This window comes from Aequorivita sp. H23M31 (genome assembly GCF_004022485.1).
GTDB lineage: Bacteria > Bacteroidota > Bacteroidia > Flavobacteriales > Flavobacteriaceae > Aequorivita > Aequorivita ciconiae.
This window is the reverse complement of the sequence record NZ_CP034951.1, coordinates 2,108,879-2,130,289: the sequence shown is the minus strand read 5'-3', so window position 1 is coordinate 2,130,289 and position 21,411 is coordinate 2,108,879. Positions and strand designations below refer to the sequence as shown.

Annotated in this window: 18 protein-coding genes; 14 read left to right on the top strand and 4 right to left on the bottom strand. The window is 37.8% G+C overall.

Annotation, left to right across the window (positions count from 1 at the left end; genetic code table 11):
• Nucleotides 1–34 precede the first annotated feature (34 nt).
• The 8 genes from EI546_RS09325 to clpX all read left to right on the top strand — a co-directional run bounded on the left by EI546_RS09325 (nucleotide 35) and on the right by clpX (nucleotide 8,512).
• Complete coding sequence (locus EI546_RS09325) at nucleotides 35–748, top strand: pyridoxine 5'-phosphate synthase (protein ID WP_128250291.1); 714 nt, start codon at nucleotides 35–37, stop codon at nucleotides 746–748.
• A gap of 56 nt (nucleotides 749–804) precedes the next feature.
• Nucleotides 805–1,572 carry an alpha/beta fold hydrolase gene (locus tag EI546_RS09320; protein ID WP_128251581.1) on the top strand — a complete coding sequence of 256 codons (768 nt, stop codon included), beginning with the start codon at nucleotides 805–807 and terminating at the stop codon, nucleotides 1,570–1,572.
• A gap of 222 nt (nucleotides 1,573–1,794) precedes the next feature.
• Complete coding sequence (locus tag EI546_RS09315; protein WP_128250290.1) at nucleotides 1,795–3,045, top strand: OmpP1/FadL family transporter; 1,251 nt, start codon at nucleotides 1,795–1,797, stop codon at nucleotides 3,043–3,045.
• 21 nt (nucleotides 3,046–3,066) lie between these two features.
• Entirely contained in the window at nucleotides 3,067–4,599 is a 1,533-nt protein-coding gene (locus tag EI546_RS09310) for an SGNH/GDSL hydrolase family protein (RefSeq protein ID WP_128250289.1), read from the top strand.
• 108 nt (nucleotides 4,600–4,707) lie between these two features.
• On the top strand, nucleotides 4,708–5,049 hold the full coding sequence (locus EI546_RS09305) for a phage holin family protein (protein WP_128250288.1): 342 nt from the start codon (nucleotides 4,708–4,710) through the stop codon (nucleotides 5,047–5,049).
• Between the two features lie 83 nt (nucleotides 5,050–5,132).
• A complete protein-coding gene (gene tig / locus EI546_RS09300; protein ID WP_128250287.1) occupies nucleotides 5,133–6,452 on the top strand; it encodes a trigger factor in 1,320 nt (439 codons plus the stop codon).
• A gap of 130 nt (nucleotides 6,453–6,582) precedes the next feature.
• Entirely contained in the window at nucleotides 6,583–7,257 is a 675-nt protein-coding gene (gene clpP, locus EI546_RS09295) for an ATP-dependent Clp endopeptidase proteolytic subunit ClpP (RefSeq protein ID WP_128250286.1), read from the top strand.
• 22 nt (nucleotides 7,258–7,279) lie between these two features.
• Nucleotides 7,280–8,512, top strand: a complete 1,233-nt coding sequence (gene clpX, locus EI546_RS09290) for an ATP-dependent Clp protease ATP-binding subunit ClpX (RefSeq protein WP_128250285.1) — start codon at nucleotides 7,280–7,282, stop codon at nucleotides 8,510–8,512.
• Nucleotides 8,513–8,583: 71 nt separating this feature from the next.
• Here clpX and EI546_RS09285 read toward each other — a convergent pair whose 3' ends face one another.
• Together EI546_RS09285 and EI546_RS09280 are read right to left on the bottom strand one after the other, a co-directional pair.
• A complete protein-coding gene (locus tag EI546_RS09285; protein ID WP_128250284.1) occupies nucleotides 8,584–9,543 on the bottom strand; it encodes a Fic family protein in 960 nt (319 codons plus the stop codon).
• An 87-nt stretch (nucleotides 9,544–9,630) separates the two neighbouring features.
• Nucleotides 9,631–11,148 (bottom strand): GH3 auxin-responsive promoter family protein, encoded by a 1,518-nt coding sequence (locus EI546_RS09280; protein ID WP_128250283.1) that lies wholly within the window; start codon nucleotides 11,146–11,148, stop codon nucleotides 9,631–9,633.
• 188 nt (nucleotides 11,149–11,336) lie between these two features.
• Here EI546_RS09280 and EI546_RS09275 point away from each other — a divergent pair, with 188 nt between their 5' ends.
• Nucleotides 11,337–12,131, top strand: a complete 795-nt coding sequence (locus tag EI546_RS09275; RefSeq protein WP_128250282.1) for a DUF2797 domain-containing protein — start codon at nucleotides 11,337–11,339, stop codon at nucleotides 12,129–12,131.
• Nucleotides 12,132–12,175: 44 nt separating this feature from the next.
• Here EI546_RS09275 and EI546_RS09270 read toward each other — a convergent pair whose 3' ends face one another.
• Complete coding sequence (locus tag EI546_RS09270; protein WP_128250281.1) at nucleotides 12,176–14,824, bottom strand: AsmA-like C-terminal region-containing protein; 2,649 nt, start codon at nucleotides 14,822–14,824, stop codon at nucleotides 12,176–12,178.
• A 135-nt stretch (nucleotides 14,825–14,959) separates the two neighbouring features.
• Here EI546_RS09270 and folK point away from each other — a divergent pair, with 135 nt between their 5' ends.
• Entirely contained in the window at nucleotides 14,960–16,096 is a 1,137-nt protein-coding gene (gene folK, locus EI546_RS09265; RefSeq protein ID WP_128250280.1) for a 2-amino-4-hydroxy-6-hydroxymethyldihydropteridine diphosphokinase, read from the top strand.
• 25 nt (nucleotides 16,097–16,121) lie between these two features.
• Here the strand turns inward: folK and EI546_RS09260 are convergent, their stop codons facing one another.
• Nucleotides 16,122–16,658 carry a lipocalin family protein gene (locus tag EI546_RS09260; protein WP_128250279.1) on the bottom strand — a complete coding sequence of 179 codons (537 nt, stop codon included), beginning with the start codon at nucleotides 16,656–16,658 and terminating at the stop codon, nucleotides 16,122–16,124.
• A gap of 196 nt (nucleotides 16,659–16,854) precedes the next feature.
• Here EI546_RS09260 and EI546_RS09255 point away from each other — a divergent pair, with 196 nt between their 5' ends.
• From EI546_RS09255 to EI546_RS09240, 4 genes are all read left to right on the top strand, one after another.
• Nucleotides 16,855–17,784: a pseudouridine synthase gene (locus EI546_RS09255; RefSeq protein WP_128250278.1), complete on the top strand. Its 930-nt coding sequence runs from the start codon at nucleotides 16,855–16,857 to the stop codon at nucleotides 17,782–17,784.
• A 309-nt stretch (nucleotides 17,785–18,093) separates the two neighbouring features.
• Entirely contained in the window at nucleotides 18,094–19,491 is a 1,398-nt protein-coding gene (locus EI546_RS09250) for an arginine decarboxylase (protein WP_128250277.1), read from the top strand.
• Nucleotides 19,481–20,428, top strand: a complete 948-nt coding sequence (gene speB, locus EI546_RS09245) for an agmatinase (RefSeq protein WP_128250276.1) — start codon at nucleotides 19,481–19,483, stop codon at nucleotides 20,426–20,428. The genes EI546_RS09250 and speB overlap by 11 nt, the downstream gene beginning before the upstream one ends.
• Nucleotides 20,418–21,395 carry a deoxyhypusine synthase family protein gene (locus EI546_RS09240; RefSeq protein WP_128250275.1) on the top strand — a complete coding sequence of 326 codons (978 nt, stop codon included), beginning with the start codon at nucleotides 20,418–20,420 and terminating at the stop codon, nucleotides 21,393–21,395. Before speB ends, EI546_RS09240 begins: the two co-directional genes overlap by 11 nt.
• Nucleotides 21,396–21,411 lie beyond the last annotated feature (16 nt).

Genomic DNA, 21,411 nt, shown 5'->3' with positions numbered 1-21,411 from the left:
CAAGATCACAAATTTATTTAAACTGATTATTAAGGTGACTAGACTAAGTGTAAATATTAATAAAATAGCTACTATACGGAATGCACGTGGTGGCAACATGCCAAATTTATTGAAAGTGGCAGAGGACATTCAAAAGTTCGGGGCACAGGGAATTACCATTCATCCCAGACCGGACGAGCGTCATATTAAATATCAGGATGCCTACGATTTAAAATCTATTGTGAAGGTAGAATATAATATTGAAGGCAATCCAATGGACAATTTCACAAAAATGGTTCTGGAAATTAAACCTACTCAAGTAACTCTCGTGCCCGATGCCATTGACGCCATTACCTCTAATGCCGGATGGGATACGGTGAAGCACAAGGCTTATTTAAAAGAAGTTATTTCGGAATTTAAACGCAATGGCATCCGCACATCAATCTTTGTAAATCCAGATCTCAAAATGATTGAAGGCGCCTCTAAAACCGGGACGGATAGAATTGAATTGTATACCGAAGAGTTTGCCGAACAATATTCCTTGGGAAATAAAGCAGCTATCAAACCCTACACTCAATGTGCTATATTGGCGAACGAATTGGGATTGGGCATCAACGCTGGTCACGACCTTTCCTTGGAAAATATAGAATACTTTAAGCAGAATATTCCACATCTTTTGGAGGTTAGTATTGGCCACGCCCTTATTTGTGAGTCGCTTTATGATGGGTTGGAGAAAGTAATTGCTTCTTATTTGAAAAAACTTTCGTAATCCACCTATCCAATTCCGTCTAACCAATAATTAATAGTAAAATAATGGCTTCAAAAATGATCTTGCATTCCCAAATACTCGGAAGCGGAACGCCCTTTGTAATTTTGCATGGTTTTCTGGGAATGAGTGATAATTGGAAAACTTTAGGGTTGCGATGGTCAGAAAACGGTTATGAAGTACATCTTTTAGATCAACGAAATCACGGTAGAAGCTTCCATAGTGATGATTTTTCCTATAAAGTAATGGCCGAGGATTTAAAAAATTATTGTGCAGAACATAACTTAAAAGAGATTATTGTTCTTGGTCACTCAATGGGTGGGAAAGTGGCCATGCAATTTGCAGTCGATTTTCCAAAAATGGTTTCAAAGCTTATTGTTGCGGATATCGCTCCCAAACACTATCCTCCACATCATCAGGATATTTTAAAAGCGCTCTCATCTTTAGACTTTTCCCAGATTAGATCTAGAGGAGAGGCAGAGGAAAATCTTGCTACCTATATTAATGATGAAGGCACCCGTCTATTTCTACTAAAAAATCTTTACAGGAATAAAAATAAGGAATTTGCACTTCGCATAAACCTTCCTGTACTTTCCGAAAAGATAGAGGAGATTGGTATGGCTCTTCCAGAAAATGCAATTTATAATGGTGAGGTTCTTTTCCTGTCGGCCGAAAAAAGTGGTTATATCTTACCCATAGATGAGCTTTTAATCAAAAAGCACTTCCCTAACGCCACGATTAAGGAAATTTCAAACGCTGGCCACTGGCTCCACGCAGACAATCCTGACGAATTTTATGATCTCTGCCAGTCATTTCTAAACAAGTAGTAAATGGCATACTTTATAGATCAAAATTAATTTTATCCAAAAAGAAATTAAGGATGAAAATGTGCTAAATTTTTTGTATTATTGTTTAGCATAATTGTTATGCGCGCATAGCAAATTGTTTAAAAAGCGTTATGAGTGCTAGTAAATAAGCTGAGAATAAACGGACTATTTAACTTTCTAACCAACTAAATCAAAAGATTTTAAACCTCTTAAAAAATGACTATGAAAAAATTTACGTTTTTTGCTGTCTTTGTATTTTCAATGGCGGTGACTTATGCAGGGGGCTACCGTGTTAGCCTGCAAGGTCAAAAAGCTCTCGCAATGGGTCATACGGGTGTTGCCGTGATCAACAGTAGCGAATCCGTCTTCTTTAACCCTGCCGCTTTGGTTTATCTAGAAGACAGGCTAAATATCTCCGCAGGGGTTAGTGGTGTTTTCTCCAATATTGCCTATCAGGATACCGAGACTGGTGCAAACGCAAGATCCGACAGTCCTATGGGAACACCATTATATTTATATGCTTCTTATAAAGCAACCGACTGGTTGACTGTAGGTCTTGGGGTATATACTCCTTTCGGAAGTGAGGTAAAATATGAAGACGATTGGGCCGGTTCCCACTTGGTCAATAATATCGATCTAATGGCCATTTATATTCAGCCCACAGTTTCAGTAAAGTTAAGCGATATGTGGAGTATTGGGGGAGGACCGATTTATGCTATTGGCGCTGTAAAATTCAACAGAAATTTAAACCGAACCCTTACCGATTTAGATGGTAATCGCAGTAATGTAACTGTAGAGGCGACCGGCATTTCGAGTTGGGGATGGGTAGCGAGTACCTTATTTACCCCTGCGGATAATTTCCACATCGGTTTTACCTATAGATCTAAAATAGAATTGGATGCTGATGATGGGACAGCTACTTTTCAAAACATACCCAATTCTCCATTAACTCCTTTTAAAGATACTTCTATTAAGGCCGGTTTACCAATGCCAGCTGAGATGACCGTAGGTTTATCTTATGATTTCCTTGATAAGTGGACCTTTGCTTTCGATTTTAACCGTTCATTCTGGGATGCTTATAAATCCTTGGATATTGATTTTGCCGATCCGAATATTCCGGACTCAGAAAATGCAAGAAATTATAAGAACTCCTCTGTGTATCGTTTTGGATTACAATATGATGTTACCCAAATGTTTACTTTACGAGCAGGATATTACCTAGATGAATCTCCGGTAAGAAGAGGTTACTTTGCGCCAGAAACTCCTAGGAATGACAGCAATAACTTTACTGCTGGGTTAACCGTAAATATTGGCAGCCATCTTCAAGTTGATGCATCTTTCCTTTATTCTCATTTCAAAGAAGTGGATGCTTCATATGACTACTATTTTGAAAATGATGTGGCCGTTCCCTTTAAAGGAACTTATAAAACGAATGCCTTTGTTCCTGGATTGGGACTTACTTACAAACTATAATAGACAAAACTCACAACTACTATGAAAAATATTTTAAAATATTCATTTGCATTTTTGGTCGTAGGCCTTATTGGTTGCGAGCCGGAGTTTGAAAATCCTGTAACGGACGATGGCTTCTACAATAGCGGTACGGCTGATCTTTCAAAATTTGTTGCCGTTGGTAACTCTTTAACTGCTGGATATTCCAGTGGTGCACTATATATTTCAGGACAAAAAAACAGTTATCCTAATATAATGGCGGAACAGTTTGAATTTGCTGGAGGTGGCGAATTTACACAGCCTTTAATGAATGATAATTTGGGTGGATTATTGTTGAACGGAATGCAGATAGCGGAAAATCGGTTCGTGCTTTCCGTAGATGCCAATGGAAATCCAGGTCCAGTGCGTTTGGAAGGTACTCCAACCACCGACATTACAAATAAATTAAGTGGACCTTTCAATAATATGGGTGTGCCAGGAGCAAAAAGCTTTCACCTGGTAGCGCCAGGATATGGAAATGTTGCGGGAGTTCCAATGGGTGCTGCTAACCCATATTTTGTTCGTTTTGCAAGTAGTGAAAACGCAACTGTTATTGAAGATGCGGTTAGTCAAAATCCAACCTTCTTTAGCCTTTGGATCGGAAATAACGACATTTTGAGCTATGCTACTTCGGGAGGGGCTGGTGTGGATCAAACTGGTAATTTTGATCCAAGGTCATATGGCTCTAATGATATTACAGATCCTAATGTATTCGCTTCTGTTTATAGCCAACAAGTAGATGCACTTTCTGCCGGTGGGGCAAAAGGCGTATTGGTCAACATTCCTGAAATAACTTCTATTCCTTATTTTACAACTGTTCCTACAAAGGTTATTCCTTTGGATGCAGCGACCGCAGATCAATTGAATGCACAATTTGCAGCTTATAATAATCAAATACTACCAGGTTTGGTGGGGGCTTCGGTAATAACTGCACAGGAAGCGGCCTTAAGAAAAATAGTTTTTTCAGCGGGACAGAATTATCCAATTATGACAGATGATGACCTGACTGACCTTACACAAATTTTACAGGGGCCTCCTTTCAATTTACCTGCGCAAACCGCCGGTCTTTTGGGTCAGTTGCGCCAAGTAAATGCAAATGATCTTATTGTATTGACAGCTTCCTCAATTATTGGAACTACACCAGATCCAAATAACCCTCAGGGAATAATGGGAGTAACCATACCGTTAAGTGATCAATTTGTATTGGCGGCTTCAGAACAAGCTCGCATAACTACTGCTACAAACGCTTACAATACTACAATTAAAGCCTTGGCAGATGCTAAAGGATTAGCCTTTGTAGATTCTAAAATGGCTTTATCGCAATTAGCGAATGGCGGTATTCCTTACGATGGAGGAATGCTCACTTCTCAGTTTGTTACTGGTGGCGCTTTCTCTTTGGATGGTGTTCATCCTACGGCAAGAGGATATGCCTATATTTCAAACCTGATGATCCATGCCATCAATAGTACATATGAGGCCACGATACCAACAGTCCATATCGGTAATTACCCAACCATTACATTGTGGAATAACTAAAGATTGCTTTAAATAATAAACTAGCCGTCCGAGGATTGAATCCTCGGACGGTTTTTTTATTTGTAGTTTTGTGTATTCACAGATATTCTAACGAAAGTTAAATCTATTATGCGACTTATTTTAAAATTGCTTTTAACTGGTGTAGCCGTGTTTGTTCTGGCAGAAATCCTGCCCGGTGTTCAAGTTGCTGGATACACCTCTGCATTGATTGTTGCCATTGTTTTGGCGCTTTTAAGGGTTGTGGTAAAGCCCATTTTGTTGATCTTGACTTTGCCCATAACAATACTCACGTTAGGCATCTTCCTTCTCTTTGTCAACGCCATAATCATTTTAATGGCTTCCTATTTGATTGATAGTTTCCACGTTTCTTCCATTTGGTGGGCACTTCTGTTCAGTCTATTGCTTTCATTTTTTCAAACCGTTCTTTTTTCCCTATTGGGGAAGGAATAAGCGTCTAGCCGTACAAGACAAGTCGAATGTTTGTTGTCTTGTTTAAAAAACCGTACTTTTGCATCCCGAAATTCAAAAAAGAAATGAACATCACAAGAAAAGACATCGATAATTTGAACACTGTATTGACAGTGGAAATAGAAAAGGATGATTATTCAGGCAAGGTTGATAAGGTATTGAGCGACTACCGTAAAAATGCCAATATTCCTGGATTCAGAAAGGGACATGTTCCCATGGGAATGGTAAAAAAGCAATTCGGAAAAGCTGTTTTGGTGGAAGAAGTTAATAAAATTCTTCAGGATTCACTCCATAAATTCTTGACTGAAGAAAAACTGGATATCCTTGGTAATCCACTTCCAAAGAACGAAGCTGAAATTGACTGGGATTCAGATAACTATTCATTTCAATTTGAATTGGGACTTTCTCCTAAGTTTGATATAGATTTAAATGCCAAGGAAATCACCCATTATAAAATTGTGGCGGATGAAGAAATGGTGAACAACCAGATTAAGAGAATCCGCAAACAATATGGAAAGTTGGTTTCTAAAAATGAGGTTGAGACGGGAGATGAGATAACTGGAACTTTTACTTCAGAAGAAAAAGAAATTGAAAAGAAATCTAGCTTTTCTACCGATGATGTGGATGGAAAAGCACAAGTTGAGAAACTATTAGGTGCTAAAGTTGGCGATACAGTTACTTTGAAAACCAAGGGTATGTTTGCTGATGACCACGATAACCAAAAGTATTTCGGGGTGTCACACGACGACGCTCACGGATTGGATATAGAGGTGACCTTTAAAATCGAAGAAGTCAATACGCGCGAGATGGCGGAGTTAGACCAAGAGCTTTTCGATAAGTTGTTTGGTGAAGGAGTAGTAACTTCAGAAGAGGAATTGAAATCCAAGATTAAAGAGGATGCTGAAAACCAGTTTGCACAACAAGGCGACCAGAAATTGTTGAACGACGTAATCGAGTCGTTGATTGAAAATACCAAATTCGAACTTCCTACTGAGTTTTTACAAAGATGGTTGGCAACTGCAGGTGAGTCAAAACTTTCTGAAGAGGAGGCCAGAGCCGAATTTGAAAAGAGTGAAAAAGGTCTAAGATATCAATTGATTGAAGGGAAACTTCGTTCAGAAAACAAATTGCAGGTAACTTTTGAGGAGCTTAAGGACTATTCAAAGAATATGATCAGGTCTCAAATGGCTCAATTTGGACAATTGAATCCTTCGGAAGAAGAACTTGATTCTATCGCAGCACGAATTCTTTCGAACCAGGAAGAGGTAGAACGTTTGAGCGAACAGCTAAACGCTAATAAAATGCTCAATTTCTTTAAGGAAAATGCTAAATTGAAGACTAAGGAAATTACCTTTGATAAATTCATTAAAGAAGCTTACGCATAATTCAGCGAAGAAATAGTTATCTTTAGGCGTTGAGTTTCGATTAAATTTAACGCTTTTTTCGTTTCATGACAGTCAACTACTCCGTGAGACATTTAAAATTATTTCTACCGCAAAAAATGAATATAGATTTATGAACTACAGTAAGGAATTTAGAAATTTTGCCATAAAAGATCAGGGGATCAACAATATGTACTACGATAAGATTATTAGTAGCATGTATCCGGTGAACTTGACTCCAAATATTATTGAAGAACGCCAAATGAATGCCGTGGCAATGGACGTTTTTTCACGTTTGATGATGGACCGTATCATCTTTCTCGGCACTGGTATTGACGATCAAGTTGCCAATATCGTACAAGCTCAGTTACTATTTTTAGCGAGTACCGATGCATCACGGGATATACAGATTTATATTAATTCTCCGGGAGGAAGCGTCTATGCCGGATTGGGAATATATGATACCATGCAATTTATTAAGCCTGATGTAGCTACAATTTGTACAGGGATGGCCGCATCTATGGCTGCTGTTATCTTGTGTGCTGGAGAAAAAGGTAAACGCAGTGGGCTAACCCATTCGCGTGTAATGATTCATCAACCATTGGGAGGAGCACAAGGTCAAGCAAGCGATATTGAGATTACCGCTAGGGAAATAATTTCGCTGAAAGAAGAACTTTATAGTATTATAGCCAAACATTCCGGACAAACCTACGAAAAGGTATTTGAGGATAGCGATCGTGATTATTGGATGAAGGCCGATAAGGCATTGGAATACGGAATGATAGATGAAATTCTAACTAGAAGTTAGAAATAATCCTGAAATAAAAATTATGTCGAAAGAAGATTTGGAATGTTCATTTTGTGGCCGGAAAAAGTCGGAATCCAGTTTGCTTATTGCAGGTCTGGATGCTCACATTTGCGACCGCTGTATTGAACAAGCGCACGGAATTGTTGTTGAGGAAGCTCTTCATGCAGGCAAAACAGAACTGTCCGCTGATTTAATGCTAAAAAAGCCAAAGATTATAAAAGCATTTTTGGACGATTATATCATTGGTCAGGATTTTACAAAAAAGGTCATGTCGGTTGCGGTTTATAACCACTATAAAAGACTTTTACAACCCAAGAGCGATGATGATATTGAAATCCAAAAAAGTAATATCATTATTGTAGGCCAGACCGGAACAGGTAAAACATTAATTGCGAAAACTATCGCACGTATGTTGAACGTTCCCCTGGCAATTGTTGATGCTACCGTGCTTACCGAGGCTGGTTATGTAGGTGAAGATGTCGAAAGTATATTAACGCGTCTACTGCAAGCGGCAGATTACAATCTGGAAAAGGCAGAAAATGGAATTGTTTTTATAGATGAAATCGACAAGATTGCACGGAAGAGCGACAATCCATCCATTACTCGAGATGTGAGTGGTGAAGGTGTACAACAAGCTCTTTTGAAACTTTTGGAAGGTACTACCGTCAATGTTCCACCAAAAGGAGGGAGAAAACATCCCGATCAAAAATTTATTGAAGTAAATACCCAAAACATACTTTTTATTGCAGGTGGTGCTTTTGATGGTATTGAGCGTCACATTTCTAGACGGTTAAACTTTCAGGCGGTCGGGTTTACTGCCTCGATGAAAGAAAACCAGATGGAGCGCGAGAATTTACTTCGTTATATTATTCCGAAGGACTTAAAGGATTTTGGATTGATTCCCGAAATCATCGGACGACTTCCAGTTCTTACCTATATGAATCCGTTGGACAAGGAAACCTTGAGGGCAATTCTTACCGAACCAAAAAACGCCATTATCAAACAGTATAAAAAACTACTTGAAATGGACGGCATCGAGTTTGAAATAACCGAAGAAGCTTTGGATTTTATTGTTGATCAAGCTATTGAGTATAAGTTGGGTGCCCGTGGTCTTCGCTCTTTATGTGAAGCCGTATTGACAGATGCGATGTATGAATTTCCGGGAACGGATGTAAAATCACTCGTGGTAACACAGGAATACGCAGAAGAGAAATTAAACAAATCAACTCTCAAAAAATTGAAGGCGGTTTCTTAAGTAATAGTCCCTTTATAAAATCTAAAACCTCGGATGATCCCGAGGTTTTTTGTTTTTATAGTTTAAAGCAGCTATGCTGTTGATTTGTGATTTTGCTTTTTAGCATACTCTTCTACTGCTTCCTTAGTAGTAAACCAATTTCTTCCTTCTTTATGGGCGTCAATTTTACCTTGACGCGCAAGTAAGCTTATATATTCCTGCCCGTAGGGAAGGTCTGCTTCTTTTACCAAATTTGAAATTTCTGTATATTCTGCAGTATTTCCTGGAAAAGCAGAGAGATAAATATTTAAGCTTCGTTCCAGTGCTTGTGCCATCAATAGGACTAGTTTTTTATAATTTCCTTTATTAGCGCTATTTAAACCTGCATAATATTTAGCGCGATCATTTTTTAAAATAATTGCCGGCGGAAATCCTTCCTTCATCAATAAAAGATTCATTGCCAAGCGTACAGTACGGCCATTACCATCAAAGAATGGATGTATCCATACGAACTTATGGTGAAAAACAGTGGCGAGTTCGATGATGTTTAATCCTGAAGGATTTTCATTAACGAATAATATAAGCTCGTCCAAAAGATCTGAAACTTTTTGGGCGTTTGGCGGGGTAAAATTGGCCCCAGCGATCCTTACCCCTGCATTCCGTAACCTTCCTGCAAAATCATCTTCTATATTTCGAAGAACTAGGGCGTGTAGATCAAGGATATCGTTACTAGAGATGGGATTGTTCTTAGCTACCAACCCATAAAGATACCGGAGCGCGGTTTGATGGTTAACGGCTTCAAAATGTTCTCGAAGTGATTTCCCTGAAATAGTAACTCCTTCCTGAAGCACCATTTGGGTCTCCCGCAGGCTTAAGGTGTTTCCTTCTATGCTGTTGCTATTGTAGGTCCATTCAATAGAAAGGGTTTCAATAATCTGCTGCAAGGCTACGCCGGACAAAGGACGATGATTTTGAAGCGTATTCTTCTTTTCAAATAATCTATCGAGCGTAGTTTGAAGTGTTTCTCTATATGTTAGATCAATTTTCCACATACCCCAAAGATACATCTTAATCGGATGCCTTACAAATGTACCCTATCCGATTTTTAGTTTTTAAAAATTAATTGGGAATTAAAAGTTTTAACTTTTATTGAGAACGAGTAATTCCTCCAGGAAATTTCTTGTATTGGATAAGCGGGGAACCTTATGTTGTCCGCCAAGTTTGTTTTTTTCTTTTAACCAATCATAGAAAAGTCGTTCTCTTGCAGTATGGATTGTTAGGATGTTTAAGGTTGTGTTGTTAAAACGCTTGGCTTCATAATCGCTGTTAACTTCCTGCAAAGCCGAATCCAAAATTTGGGTAAAAGTCAAAAGATCTTTCGGAGGCGATTTAAATTCGATTATCCATTCGTGAGCACCTTTTTCCCTTCCGTTCATAAAAATAGGAGCTACGGTGTAATCCACAATTTCAGAATTTGTCAGTTGGGTAGCTTTTCGTAAGGCTTCCTCAGCATTTTCTATTATCAATTCTTCACCAAAAACATTGATGTGATGTTTCGTTCTACCTGTAACTTTAATACGGAAGGGATCAAGAGAGGTAAATCGGATTGTATCACCAATTTTATAGCGCCATAGACCAGCATTGGTGGTAATAACGAGAGCGTAATTTTGGCCTTCTTCCACTTCACTTAAAGGAATCACCCTTTCTTCTGAAGTATTGTAAGTGTCCATTGGGATAAATTCGTAAAAAATACCATAATCCAGCATCAACAATAACTCCTTGTTTTCATTCCTGTCCTGTATGGCAAAAAAACCTTCGGAGGCATTGTAGATTTCGTAATACCTAAAATCACTCCTAGGTAGCAATTTGTTATATTGGTCCATATAAGGCTCAAAATTTACACCTCCATGAAAATATACTTCAAGATTGGGCCATAGTTCAAACAGATTCTTTTTCCCTGTGGTCTCCATTACGTGATTCAACAAAACCAACATCCAGGAGGGTACACCTGCCAAGCTAGTTACATTCTCTTTAATAGTTTCGTTGACAATCGCCTGCATTTTTGTTTCCCAATCGCCCATTAAGGAAATTTCGTTGCTAGGAGTACTGCTAAATTCTGCCCAGAACGGCATATTGTCTATTAAGATGGCGGATAGGTCGCCAAAAACAGTTCCGTTTTCTTCATAAAGCTGTTTGCTGCCACCCAGCCTCAGGCTTTTTCCAAGGAATAGATTGGCATTCGGATTGTTGTTAAGGTACATGCACAGTAAATCCTTACTTGCAGCATAATGGCAATCCTCAAGGGAATCGTAGGTAACGGGAATAAACTTGCTCTTCGCATTAGTGGTCCCACTGGATTTTGCAAACCATTTAATTGGGGAAGGCCAGAAGATGTTTGCTTCTCCCTGCCGGGCACGTTCAATTTGTGCTTCATTTTCCTCGTAAGTGGTTATGGGAACACGAGATGCAAACTCACGGTATGTCCTGATCGAACCAAAATCATATTGACGTCCAATCTCTGTGTATTTGGCTTTTTGAAGTAAAGTGAAAAGTAATTCCTCCTGAACTTCTATTGGGTACTTCAAAAAAAGGTCTATCTGGTGAAACCTTTTCTTTAGAAACCAAGAGGCAATAGAGTTTACAATGGGGATTGGCATGTTTTTGCAGTATCTTTATGCTATAAAAATAGCAATTTTCCACGTATCAAATCATCTTCATATTTACTTTTGGAAAGAACTGTACGTGAAAGACTTTCGAAAAATTCCGACTAATAATTTGGTTTGCTCCCAACGGGAATAATTTGGGATAAAATCTATTTTTTTAAATAAGTAGTTATTGATTGAATATGAATTACCAAGGTGTCTTAACAAAAATGCAAACTGAAAATGGTTCGCCCATTCAGTATTATCTTGTTTTTGAAAATGACTTTTTACATGTTAACCAACTGTTGGATAAGAAAATTAGTATCAATTTTCTACGTTACCAATGTTTGAACTGCAATCTCCAGAAGAAAGTATATCGTCAAGGTTTCTGTTATGATTGCTTTTTTGATTCTCCCCAGACTGCTGCTTGGATAATAAGCCCAGAATTGAGTAAAGCACATTTAGGAATCGAAGATCGTGATCTGGAGTATGAAAAAAGAATCCAGTTGCGGCCCCACGTTGTTTATTTGGCAAATAGCAGCAATATAAAAGTGGGAGTAACAAGGAAAACACAATTACCAACTAGATGGATTGACCAAGGTGCACATGAGGCTATTGAAATAGTAGAAGTTCCGAACAGATATTTGGCCGGCATTGTAGAAATGGCCTTAAAGAATCATATTAGTGATAAGACCAATTGGCGAATGATGCTGAAAAATGATTTAAAAGATGAGGATCTTGTAGATTGGAGGAATAATCTAAAGCAATTTATTCCCGAAGAAGCGAGTGAATATTTTTTGGAAAACAATTTGGAAACCCATTTGGAATTTCCTGTCTTGAGGTATCCTACGGTTCCAAAACCCCTGAATCTTGTGAAAACCCCTTTTTATGAAGGGGTTCTTAAAGGGATTAAAGGTCAATATCTTCTTTTTGAGGACAATACAGTTTTCAATGTTCGGGCAAACGAAGGCTGTGTAGTATCTATTACCGTAAATTAACGGGCGTATTTAAACTGTGTAAATCCATACCTGTTCACTAATCACTATGGAGTTTTCGTGGTGTCGGATTTCTTTTTTCTTCCGCTCATTATACCGTCAAAAATATCTTTTATTTTTTCAGTCGTCTGTTGCTTTGTGTTCTGCTGTTGTTGGTTGTTATTCGTATTTGCATTTGTTTTTGTGCTATCCTTTTTGACTTTGCCATCCAGAAATTCCTCCAAAAATCCAGTGCCTTTATCAACCAATTTATCTTTTTCCTTTGCTATCAGTTTCTGTGTTAGCTCCTTGATCGCTTTATCGGTATTCACGGAGATGGTAGGATTTGTAAAGGAACCTTTAAGTCCAATCGGTACCTCAACTTTCATTGCGGCTGCCTCTTTGGGATCTAGCTTCTGAAGTAATTTGGTAACCTCACTTCCTAAATATTTGGCAGGTACGTCGAGAGTTAGGTTATAATCGATCGATTTATCCAAGCCATGCGTGCCCGCAACGCCCACATCAATTCCCTTAATGTCGAAATGATAGGGTTTTACCTCAATCTTGCCATTATTGAAAGTCAAGTGCGTTGTTACATCTCTTAAGCTAAGACGATCCAGATTCAAAAAAGATATCTTATTTCCCAAAGCTGAAAGTATAGGCGTCTGTGAAGGATCTACTTCAGCGGTAAGTATCTCAGCAATTGCCGTTCCGGCAAGAGTAGAGAGATTAGGAGAGAGGTCCTTAGTTAACTGCCCGTTGAGTTCAAATTTTGTATTCAGACTCCCGTGGAGCGCTTTTGCAATAGGGACGAGATACTGAAACATATCCAGTTTCTCGAAGGATTGGGTGATGTCTATTTTGCTCAAATCCAAATTCATAGCGAAAGTTGGAACTTCCCCTTTCGTCGAGACATTTCCCGAAAGAGCAATATTTCCTCCAAAAATATCCGAAGTGAAATTGCTTATCGTAATTCTTTCATTTTGGATGCTGGCTGTTCCCTTTGCATTCTTCAATTCAAGATTGTCATAAATCACAGTTTTGGCGTTAAAATCCAAGATTGCGTCCAGAAAATCGGGAATTTTAATTGCTTCCGGATTTTGGGCACTTATTTCATGGTTAGGTTTTTTGGTAGCTCCTTCTTTCTCGGTATTATCTTCCGAAACCATAAAATCGTTTACATCAAATACGTTCGATTGAAGGGAGAAGTGCCCTCTCAATTCCTGCTTGCTCATCAAAAAAGGAATCAGATTCTGAATATTGCCAGAGGCTTTTATATCCGTTTTACCTGTTTTTGCGTTCAATTCTTTTAACGTAAATGCTCCTGGATGGAGGGATAAACTGGCATTTGTAATTTTCAATTTATCTTTAAAACCTGCGTCATAAGTAAAATTGGTTAAGCTGGCAGTTCCTCTTATATCCATTTTCTGATACTGCTCTTTTTCTACAGATTCCATATCAAAATGGGCGTTAATATCAGCTTTGAAAATTCCGCTGAAGTCCTGATCCATTTCCAAAGGAAGAACTTGCTTAATATTTGCCAAATTTAATGTTCCCTGCATTTCCAAGTTAACTAAAGGATTTTCAGTCATGTTTTTGACATTCCCATTCATCCGGAAAGGTTCCCCATCTATTCTGAAGGTAAGTTTTGGAATGTTAAGATAGGTATCCTTTAAGAGGCCTGTTTCATTTTTCAACTCGGCATCAATGGTGATTTTATCCACCGTTTTGGGTAAGTCGGGATATTTAAAGGATGCGTCATCACTACTTACTTTTATATCCATGGTTGGAATATGGGTGTCGTCCACAATTCCCTTTAAAATTCCATTAACGGTAAAGTTGCCAGTTGTTTTTACATCGCTTATTTGTTTAAGATAGGCATCTGGAATGACCGCAAGAAAGTTTTTAAAATCCGATGATGGTGTCTTAAAGGTCAGATCCACTTGATTGTTGGTTTCGTTTATTTTTACAAAACCATTAAAGGTCAAAGGAAGATCATTGATTTTTGCTTCATTTTCCAGAAAAGCGTATTTCTGGTTCTTTAGATCCAGTTTGAATATAGCATCCAGGGAAATTCTATTGTTTGTAAGATATTCGGTGTCATCATATTTAAAAGAAATAAAAGCTTTTGTCTCGGTATTCAAATTGCTGATTTCCTCAGATAGATCTCCACGGCCACTATGCTGAACGTCGGTAAGGATTAGGTAAACTTTATTTTGCTCATCCAAATAATTAATGCGGGAATCGGTGATTTCATATTTCTTTAAATCGAAAGTAAAGACTTCTCCTGCCTCACCTTCTTCTGAAGTGGCAGGTTCATTCTTTAATGCAATGTCATAATTGGTTGTTCCAAGAGTATCAATCTTTATATTGATAAAGGCTTTATCAAGTTGTACCGCATCTATTTTTAAATCCTTCGATTTAAATAGTTGCATTATACCCATATCCAATTTCAAAGACTCTCCGCTGGCAAGAGTGTCGCCCTCAAAAGGGATTTTATTTACTACACTAAAATTGCTCAATTTTAGAGAAGCATCTGGAAAACTGCGGAATAGACTCAAATCTAAATCTTCCCATTCTACAGTGGCATTAAGGTTTTCATTAATGGTCCGCTTGAGCATCTTTTCAAGACTTCCCTTAAAAAGAAAAGGTGCCGTAACCAAGAGGATAATTAAAATCCCGAAAACGATCCCGATAATCTTTAATGCTTTTTTCATAAATTAAATCTAATCTCTTACGATACTTTTTAAAAACTACTTTTTAAAAGCCGTTTTTGGTATATTTTTGCTCCTGCGCGCAAATGTAAGAGGAAGTCTATTCCTTTTCCTTAAATTAGTCTTAAATGTTAAAACTTGAAAACCGAACCAAAACCCTATAAAATATACCTTTCCCTGGGCAGCAATATGGGTAATCGATTTTCCAATCTTCAAAAAGCAGTGGACTGTCTTTTTCAGGAAGTTGGAACAATTTTAAAGATTTCACCTATTTATGAAACGCCGGCAATGGGCTTTGACGGAGAGGCCTTTTTAAACTGTGCTATGTTAATGCGCACAAGCTTAAAACCCTTAAAGCTTCTTAAAACTGTACTTCAGATTGAAAAGCATTTAGGAAGGCAATCTAAAAAATCGTCGGGATATAACTCAAGACCTATCGATATTGATATAATTTTTATTGATGACCAGATAATAGCATCTGAAAAACTTGTTGTTCCACATCCTAGAATGACAGATAGGAAATTTGTGCTCCAACCTCTGGTTGACATTGACGCCAATTTTATCCACCCAAGTTTAGGAAGGACCATTGTGGACTTGTTAGAAGCAAATACTGATGAAAGTGAAATTTCTAAACAGGAAAAATGGCTTAAAAATCCAATCCAAGATTACAATATTTCACAATTTCGATATATAGCCATCGAGGGAAATATTGGCGCAGGAAAAACCAGTTTGGCTACCAAAATAGCAGAGGATTTCAACTCAAAATTGATTTTGGAACGTTTTAAGGATAACCCCTTTCTACCGAAATTTTATAAAGACGCTGCCCGATACGCTTTTCCATTGGAAATGTCCTTTTTAGCAGACCGCTATCAACAATTAGTAGATGATATTACCCAATTTGATCTTTTTAAAGAATCTGTTATTGCCGATTACGACGTCAATAAATCTTTAATTTTTGCCGGAATTACCCTGCCCGAGGAAGAATTCGTACTTTATAGAAAGCTATTTCAATTAATGCACAAGGAATTGCCGCGTCCTGATGTGTATGTGTATTTATACCAAAACATGGATCGGCTTTTGGAAAATATTAAAAAGCGGGGCAGGGATTATGAGAAATCTATTCCTGAGGAATACCTTGAGAAACTAAATTCGGGTTATTTGGAATTTATAAAATCGCAACCCTCAGATACAGTAAAAATTATTGATATTACAGAAATGGATTTCATTTCAAATCGCTCCGATTATCTAACCATACTGGATATGATCCTTAGTTAAAAAATGGATTTCGACTGGATATCTATTAAACTCTTTTTAGCCTCATCTTTACTACAATATCCAAACTTTCCAACATCGGATCATCTCCGCCTTCCTCTATGTCCATATCTTTGACATTCCCTGAAAGTTCTATTTCATTATCCGAAATTTTTTCTAGTTGGTATGGAATGGTCGTTCCGTTGCTGTTTTTTATCTTTAATTGATTTCCATTCATTTCCCAAGTTCCTTCTCCAAAAAAATTGCTTTCTTCAAATCGCTCGGTCTGCGATGTTCCCATAAAATTCATGGTAATTTCAAGAACGATTGTTCCTGAATGTGAAGTAAAGGTGTGGTCCGACAAAAAATTAATCCGATTGTTTTCATCTATCTCCACAAAATTGCCTGATATATCAATGGGAACACTAATTCCTCCCATATCCATATTAAAGGTTCCGGGTTCTATTGTTCCTTGAGTCATTTTCCAACTTCCAACGACGTCAAAAGAGGGGCTGTCGTCGCTGCTTGAACAGGAAATAAGAGAGAGTAAAAGAATACTGACAAAAAAAAGACGAAAAATTTTCATGATTTATTTTTTAATTAGAATGTCTAAAGTATCAAATATAAGGGAATTGGAAGTTTAATTTACATTTGATTTAAGAAATATTGGAATTATCAGGGGATTTCAACCATAATTTCAATTCTATTTACGTCTCGCTATAAATTGGTTAGGGCAACCCTAAACTAAAGCTACATTTCCTACCTTTGCCAAAAAAGCAACCATGAGCACAGAAGAAAATTTTGATAGAGGAAGAGGTTCCAAAAAGCCTGGAAAAAATGCACGGAAGAAAAGTATGGCTCGTGGTAACGCGCCTTTAAAAAATGAAGGTACATCAAAAACCAAAGAATCGAAATCACCCTCAGCTAAGCCAAAACTAAAGTTCGATAAGGACGGAAAGGAAATTGGAAGACGCCAAAAACCAGCGGTGGAAGTAAAAAGGAGCAATCCCCAGGATGGAATTCGCTTAAACAAATATATTGCCAATAGTGGGGTCTGTTCCCGTCGTGAAGCTGATACCTATATTGCAACAGGATTGGTAACGGTAAATGGTAAAGTTGTCAATGAGATGGGATATAAGGTTCAATTAAGCGATGATGTTCGCTTTGATGGACGACGCTTAAATCCTGAGCCAAATACTTATGTGCTTTTAAACAAACCTAAAGGATTTGCTACAACAGACAGCAACGCAAAGGGAATGACGGTAATGGATTTGGTGGCCAATGCTACTACCGCCAAGATCAAACCCTTTGGACGTTTGGGAAGAAATGCCACAGGATTGCTTTTATTTACCAATGACGACGAATTTGTTCAAAAATTTATGAAAAAAGGAATTACCCGGCTTTTTCACATTGAGTTGGATAAAAACCTTAAAATGGAGCATCTTAAAAAGATAAGGGATGGCTTTACGGTTGATGGAAAGGAAATCCACGTTGAAGATATTAGTTATGTTACCAATTCCCCTAAGAACGAGATTGGTCTAAAGATGAAACATACGGGCAACAGTATCATCCGCACTATTTTTGAAAATCTGGAATACGATGTGGTACGAGTGGATTGCGTTACTTTAGGTCCGCTTACAAAAAAGGATCTTCCACGAGGGAGATGGAGGCATCTCACCCAAAATGAACTTAACCTCTTCAGTATGCTTTAGGTTTCGGTGAAAAGTTATAGGACACTGAAAGATAATTGGATTATTTTTATCACATTTGCACAGAAATTATTAGATATATAATATATTTTAAAATGTTGGTTTTGAATTCGGTTCAGAAACAAAATTCTAAATGAACAACACATTTTTTCTTCCATCAACTTTCCGGTTGCAGGTAAAAGGCAGAAGTTTCATTCTTAAAGCCTTGCCTATTCGTATTTAAATTCAAGTTAATTATTTGTTATACTCTTCCCCATTTGAGGAATTTTCAACAGAGCTTTTTAATTTACACTTTTCAACGAAAACAATAGAATGAATACTAAATATATAGACCTAATAAACCAAACGTATTATTTTCCACAGGAAGAATTTCGTTTGGGCGACCATGGACTTGAGTTCCATGGTGTAGATATGATGGAATTGGTGGAGAAATATGGGGCTCCCCTTAAATTCACTTATTTACCAAAAATTTCAGAGAATATCCATTTGGCGAAACAATGGTTTAACAATGCAATTGAAAAACACAATTACAAAAGTAAGTACAGCTATTGTTATTGTACCAAAAGTTCCCACTTTAAACATGTTCTTGATGAAGCTTTAAAAAATGATATCCACATTGAAACTTCATCGGCTTTTGATATTGATATTGTTGAAAGCCTTAAAGCCACTGGAAAGATTACCGACCAAACCTATGTAATCTGTAATGGATTCAAGCGGGATCAATATATTAAGAATATTGCACGGTTAATAAACAACGGCCACGATAACTGTATTCCTATAATCGATAATTACGAAGAGATCGATTTACTGACGGACAATATCGAAAACCATTTTAGCGTGGGGATTCGAATTGCTTCAGAAGAGGAACCAAAATTCGAGTTCTATACCTCCCGATTGGGGATTGGATACAAAAATATCATCCCATTTTACGAGGATCAAATAAAGAATAATGATCGAGTGGATCTTAAAATGCTCCATTTTTTCATCAACACGGGGATCCGTGATACTGCCTATTATTGGAATGAATTGGTGAAATGTTTAAAGGTTTATGTTCGGTTAAAAAAGATTTGTCCTTCGTTGGATAGTTTAAATATTGGCGGTGGTTTTCCTATAAAGAATTCATTGCATTTTGAATATGACTACCAGTACATGGTTGACGAAATAATCAACCAAATAAGTATAACCTGTGCAGAGGCAGATGTGCCGGTTCCCCATATTTTTACTGAATTTGGAAGCTTTACTGTTGGAGAAAGTGGTGGCGCCATTTATGAAATTCTTTATCAGAAGCAGCAGAACGATAGAGAAAAGTGGAATATGATTAACTCTTCGTTTATTACTACCTTGCCCGATACGTGGGCAATTAGTAAAAAGTTTATTATGCTTCCCATTAACCGTTGGAACGATGAATATGAACGCGTTCTTTTAGGTGGATTAACCTGTGACAGCGATGATTATTACAATAGTGAGCAGAATATGGCCGCTATTTATTTACCCAAATTTAAAAAAGAGAAACCACTGTATATTGGCTTTTTTAATACCGGTGCTTATCAAGAAAGTATCGGAGGCTTTGGTGGACTTCAACACTGTTTGATTCCGCAGCCAAAACATATTTTGATCGATAGAGATAAAAATAATAAAATTACAACCAAACTTTTTTCAGAACAACAAACAAGCGAGCAATTGCTAAACATTTTAGGTTATGAGCACTAAGACGTACGCAGGAATCCCGCAAAAATATGCGGCCCTAGAAACTTCAAAAATTGTATTGATACCGGTTCCTTACGATGGAACCAGCACTTGGCAAAAAGGGGCCGACAAAGGACCCGAAGCCTTTTTGGATGCCTCCGAGAATATGGAGCTTTACGACATTGAAACGCGAACTGAGGTTTACAAACAGGGCGTATATTTGGCAGATGCCATAACTGAAAATTCGTCTCCGGAAGCTATGGTGGCCGAAGTCCATAAGATTACTAAAGATTTTATTAAACGTAACAAATTTGTCACTCTTTTTGGTGGAGAGCACAGTATTTCCATAGGTTCTATTCGTGCTTTCAATGAATGTTTCGACGATCTTACCGTTCTTCACATTGACGCTCACGCAGATTTAAGAAAGGAATATGAAGGAACAAAGTGCAACCATGCCTGTGCGGTTTACGAAGCCAGCCAAAATACCAATCTCGTGCAGGTGGGAATAAGAAGCATGGACGTTTCTGAAAATCTAGTAATGGATGAGGAAAAAGTGTTTTTTGCCCACGATATGGCAAAAGACGAATACTGGATAGATAAAGTTATCGAATCTTTGGGTGAGAATGTTTTTATTACATTCGATCTAGATGCATTCGATCCTTCAATTCTGCCTTCTACGGGAACACCTGAACCTGGAGGGTTATTTTGGTATGAAACCCTCGATTTCCTTAAACAAGTTTTTGAGGAGAGAAATGTGGTAGGATTTGATATAGTTGAGCTTTGTCCCAATGAAATGGAAAAAGCTTCCGATTTTGTTTCGGCAAAATTATATTATAAAATGTTGACCTATAAATTCGCGGGTACTGAGGAAGGGGATGAATATGAGAGCAATTTCAACTCGTCAACCTTAGAAGGAAGAAAAGCAAATTCAAAATTTAATACGGAAGAAGATGAGTACTAACAAAGGAGCAATCTCCCAATTTATTGAAAAATATTATTTACACTTCAACTCTGCGGCACTAGTCGATGCTGCAAAAGGATATGAGGCGCAACTTCAAAAAGGTTCCAAAATGCTGGTTTCTATGGCGGGTGCAATGAGTACTGCCGAAATCGGTAAGATTTTCGCTGAAATGATCCGCCAGGATAAGGTTCAAATAATTTCATGTACAGGTGCGAACTTGGAAGAAGATATTATGAATCTAGTAGCCCATACCCATTATAAACGTGTACCCCATTATAGGGATTTAACTCCACAGGATGAATGGGATTTGCTTGAAAAAGGTTTAAACCGCGTTACGGATACTTGTATTCCTGAGGAAGAAGCTTTCCGAAGAATACAGAAGCATATCGTAAAAATATGGAAGGAGGCTGAAGCAAAAGGTGAGCGTTATCTTCCGCATGAATATATGTACAAGTTACTTTTAAGCGGAGTAATGGAGGAACATTATGAAATTGATCTAAAGGACTCCTGGATGTATGCTGCGGCTGAAAAAAATCTTCCAATCATTTGTCCGGGTTGGGAAGATAGTACCATGGGCAATATTTTTGCCAGCTACGTAGTTAAGGGAGAATTAAAAGCCTCCACAATGAAAAGTGGTATTGAATATATGACATTCCTTGCGGATTGGTATACAGAAAATTCGAAAAATGGAATTGGATTCTTCCAAATAGGTGGTGGTATTTCGGGAGATTTCCCAATCTGCGTTGTGCCTATGCTTTATCAGGATCTTGAGCGCACGGATACTCCGTTTTGGAGCTATTTCTGCCAAATTAGCGATTCAACAACCAGTTTTGGTAGTTATTCTGGAGCAGTGCCAAATGAAAAAATTACCTGGGGAAAATTGGATATAGATACTCCAAAATTTATTATAGAAAGTGACGCCACAATTGTTGCACCATTAATATTCGCCTATTTGCTTGATATGTAGAATTTTAGATTAATAC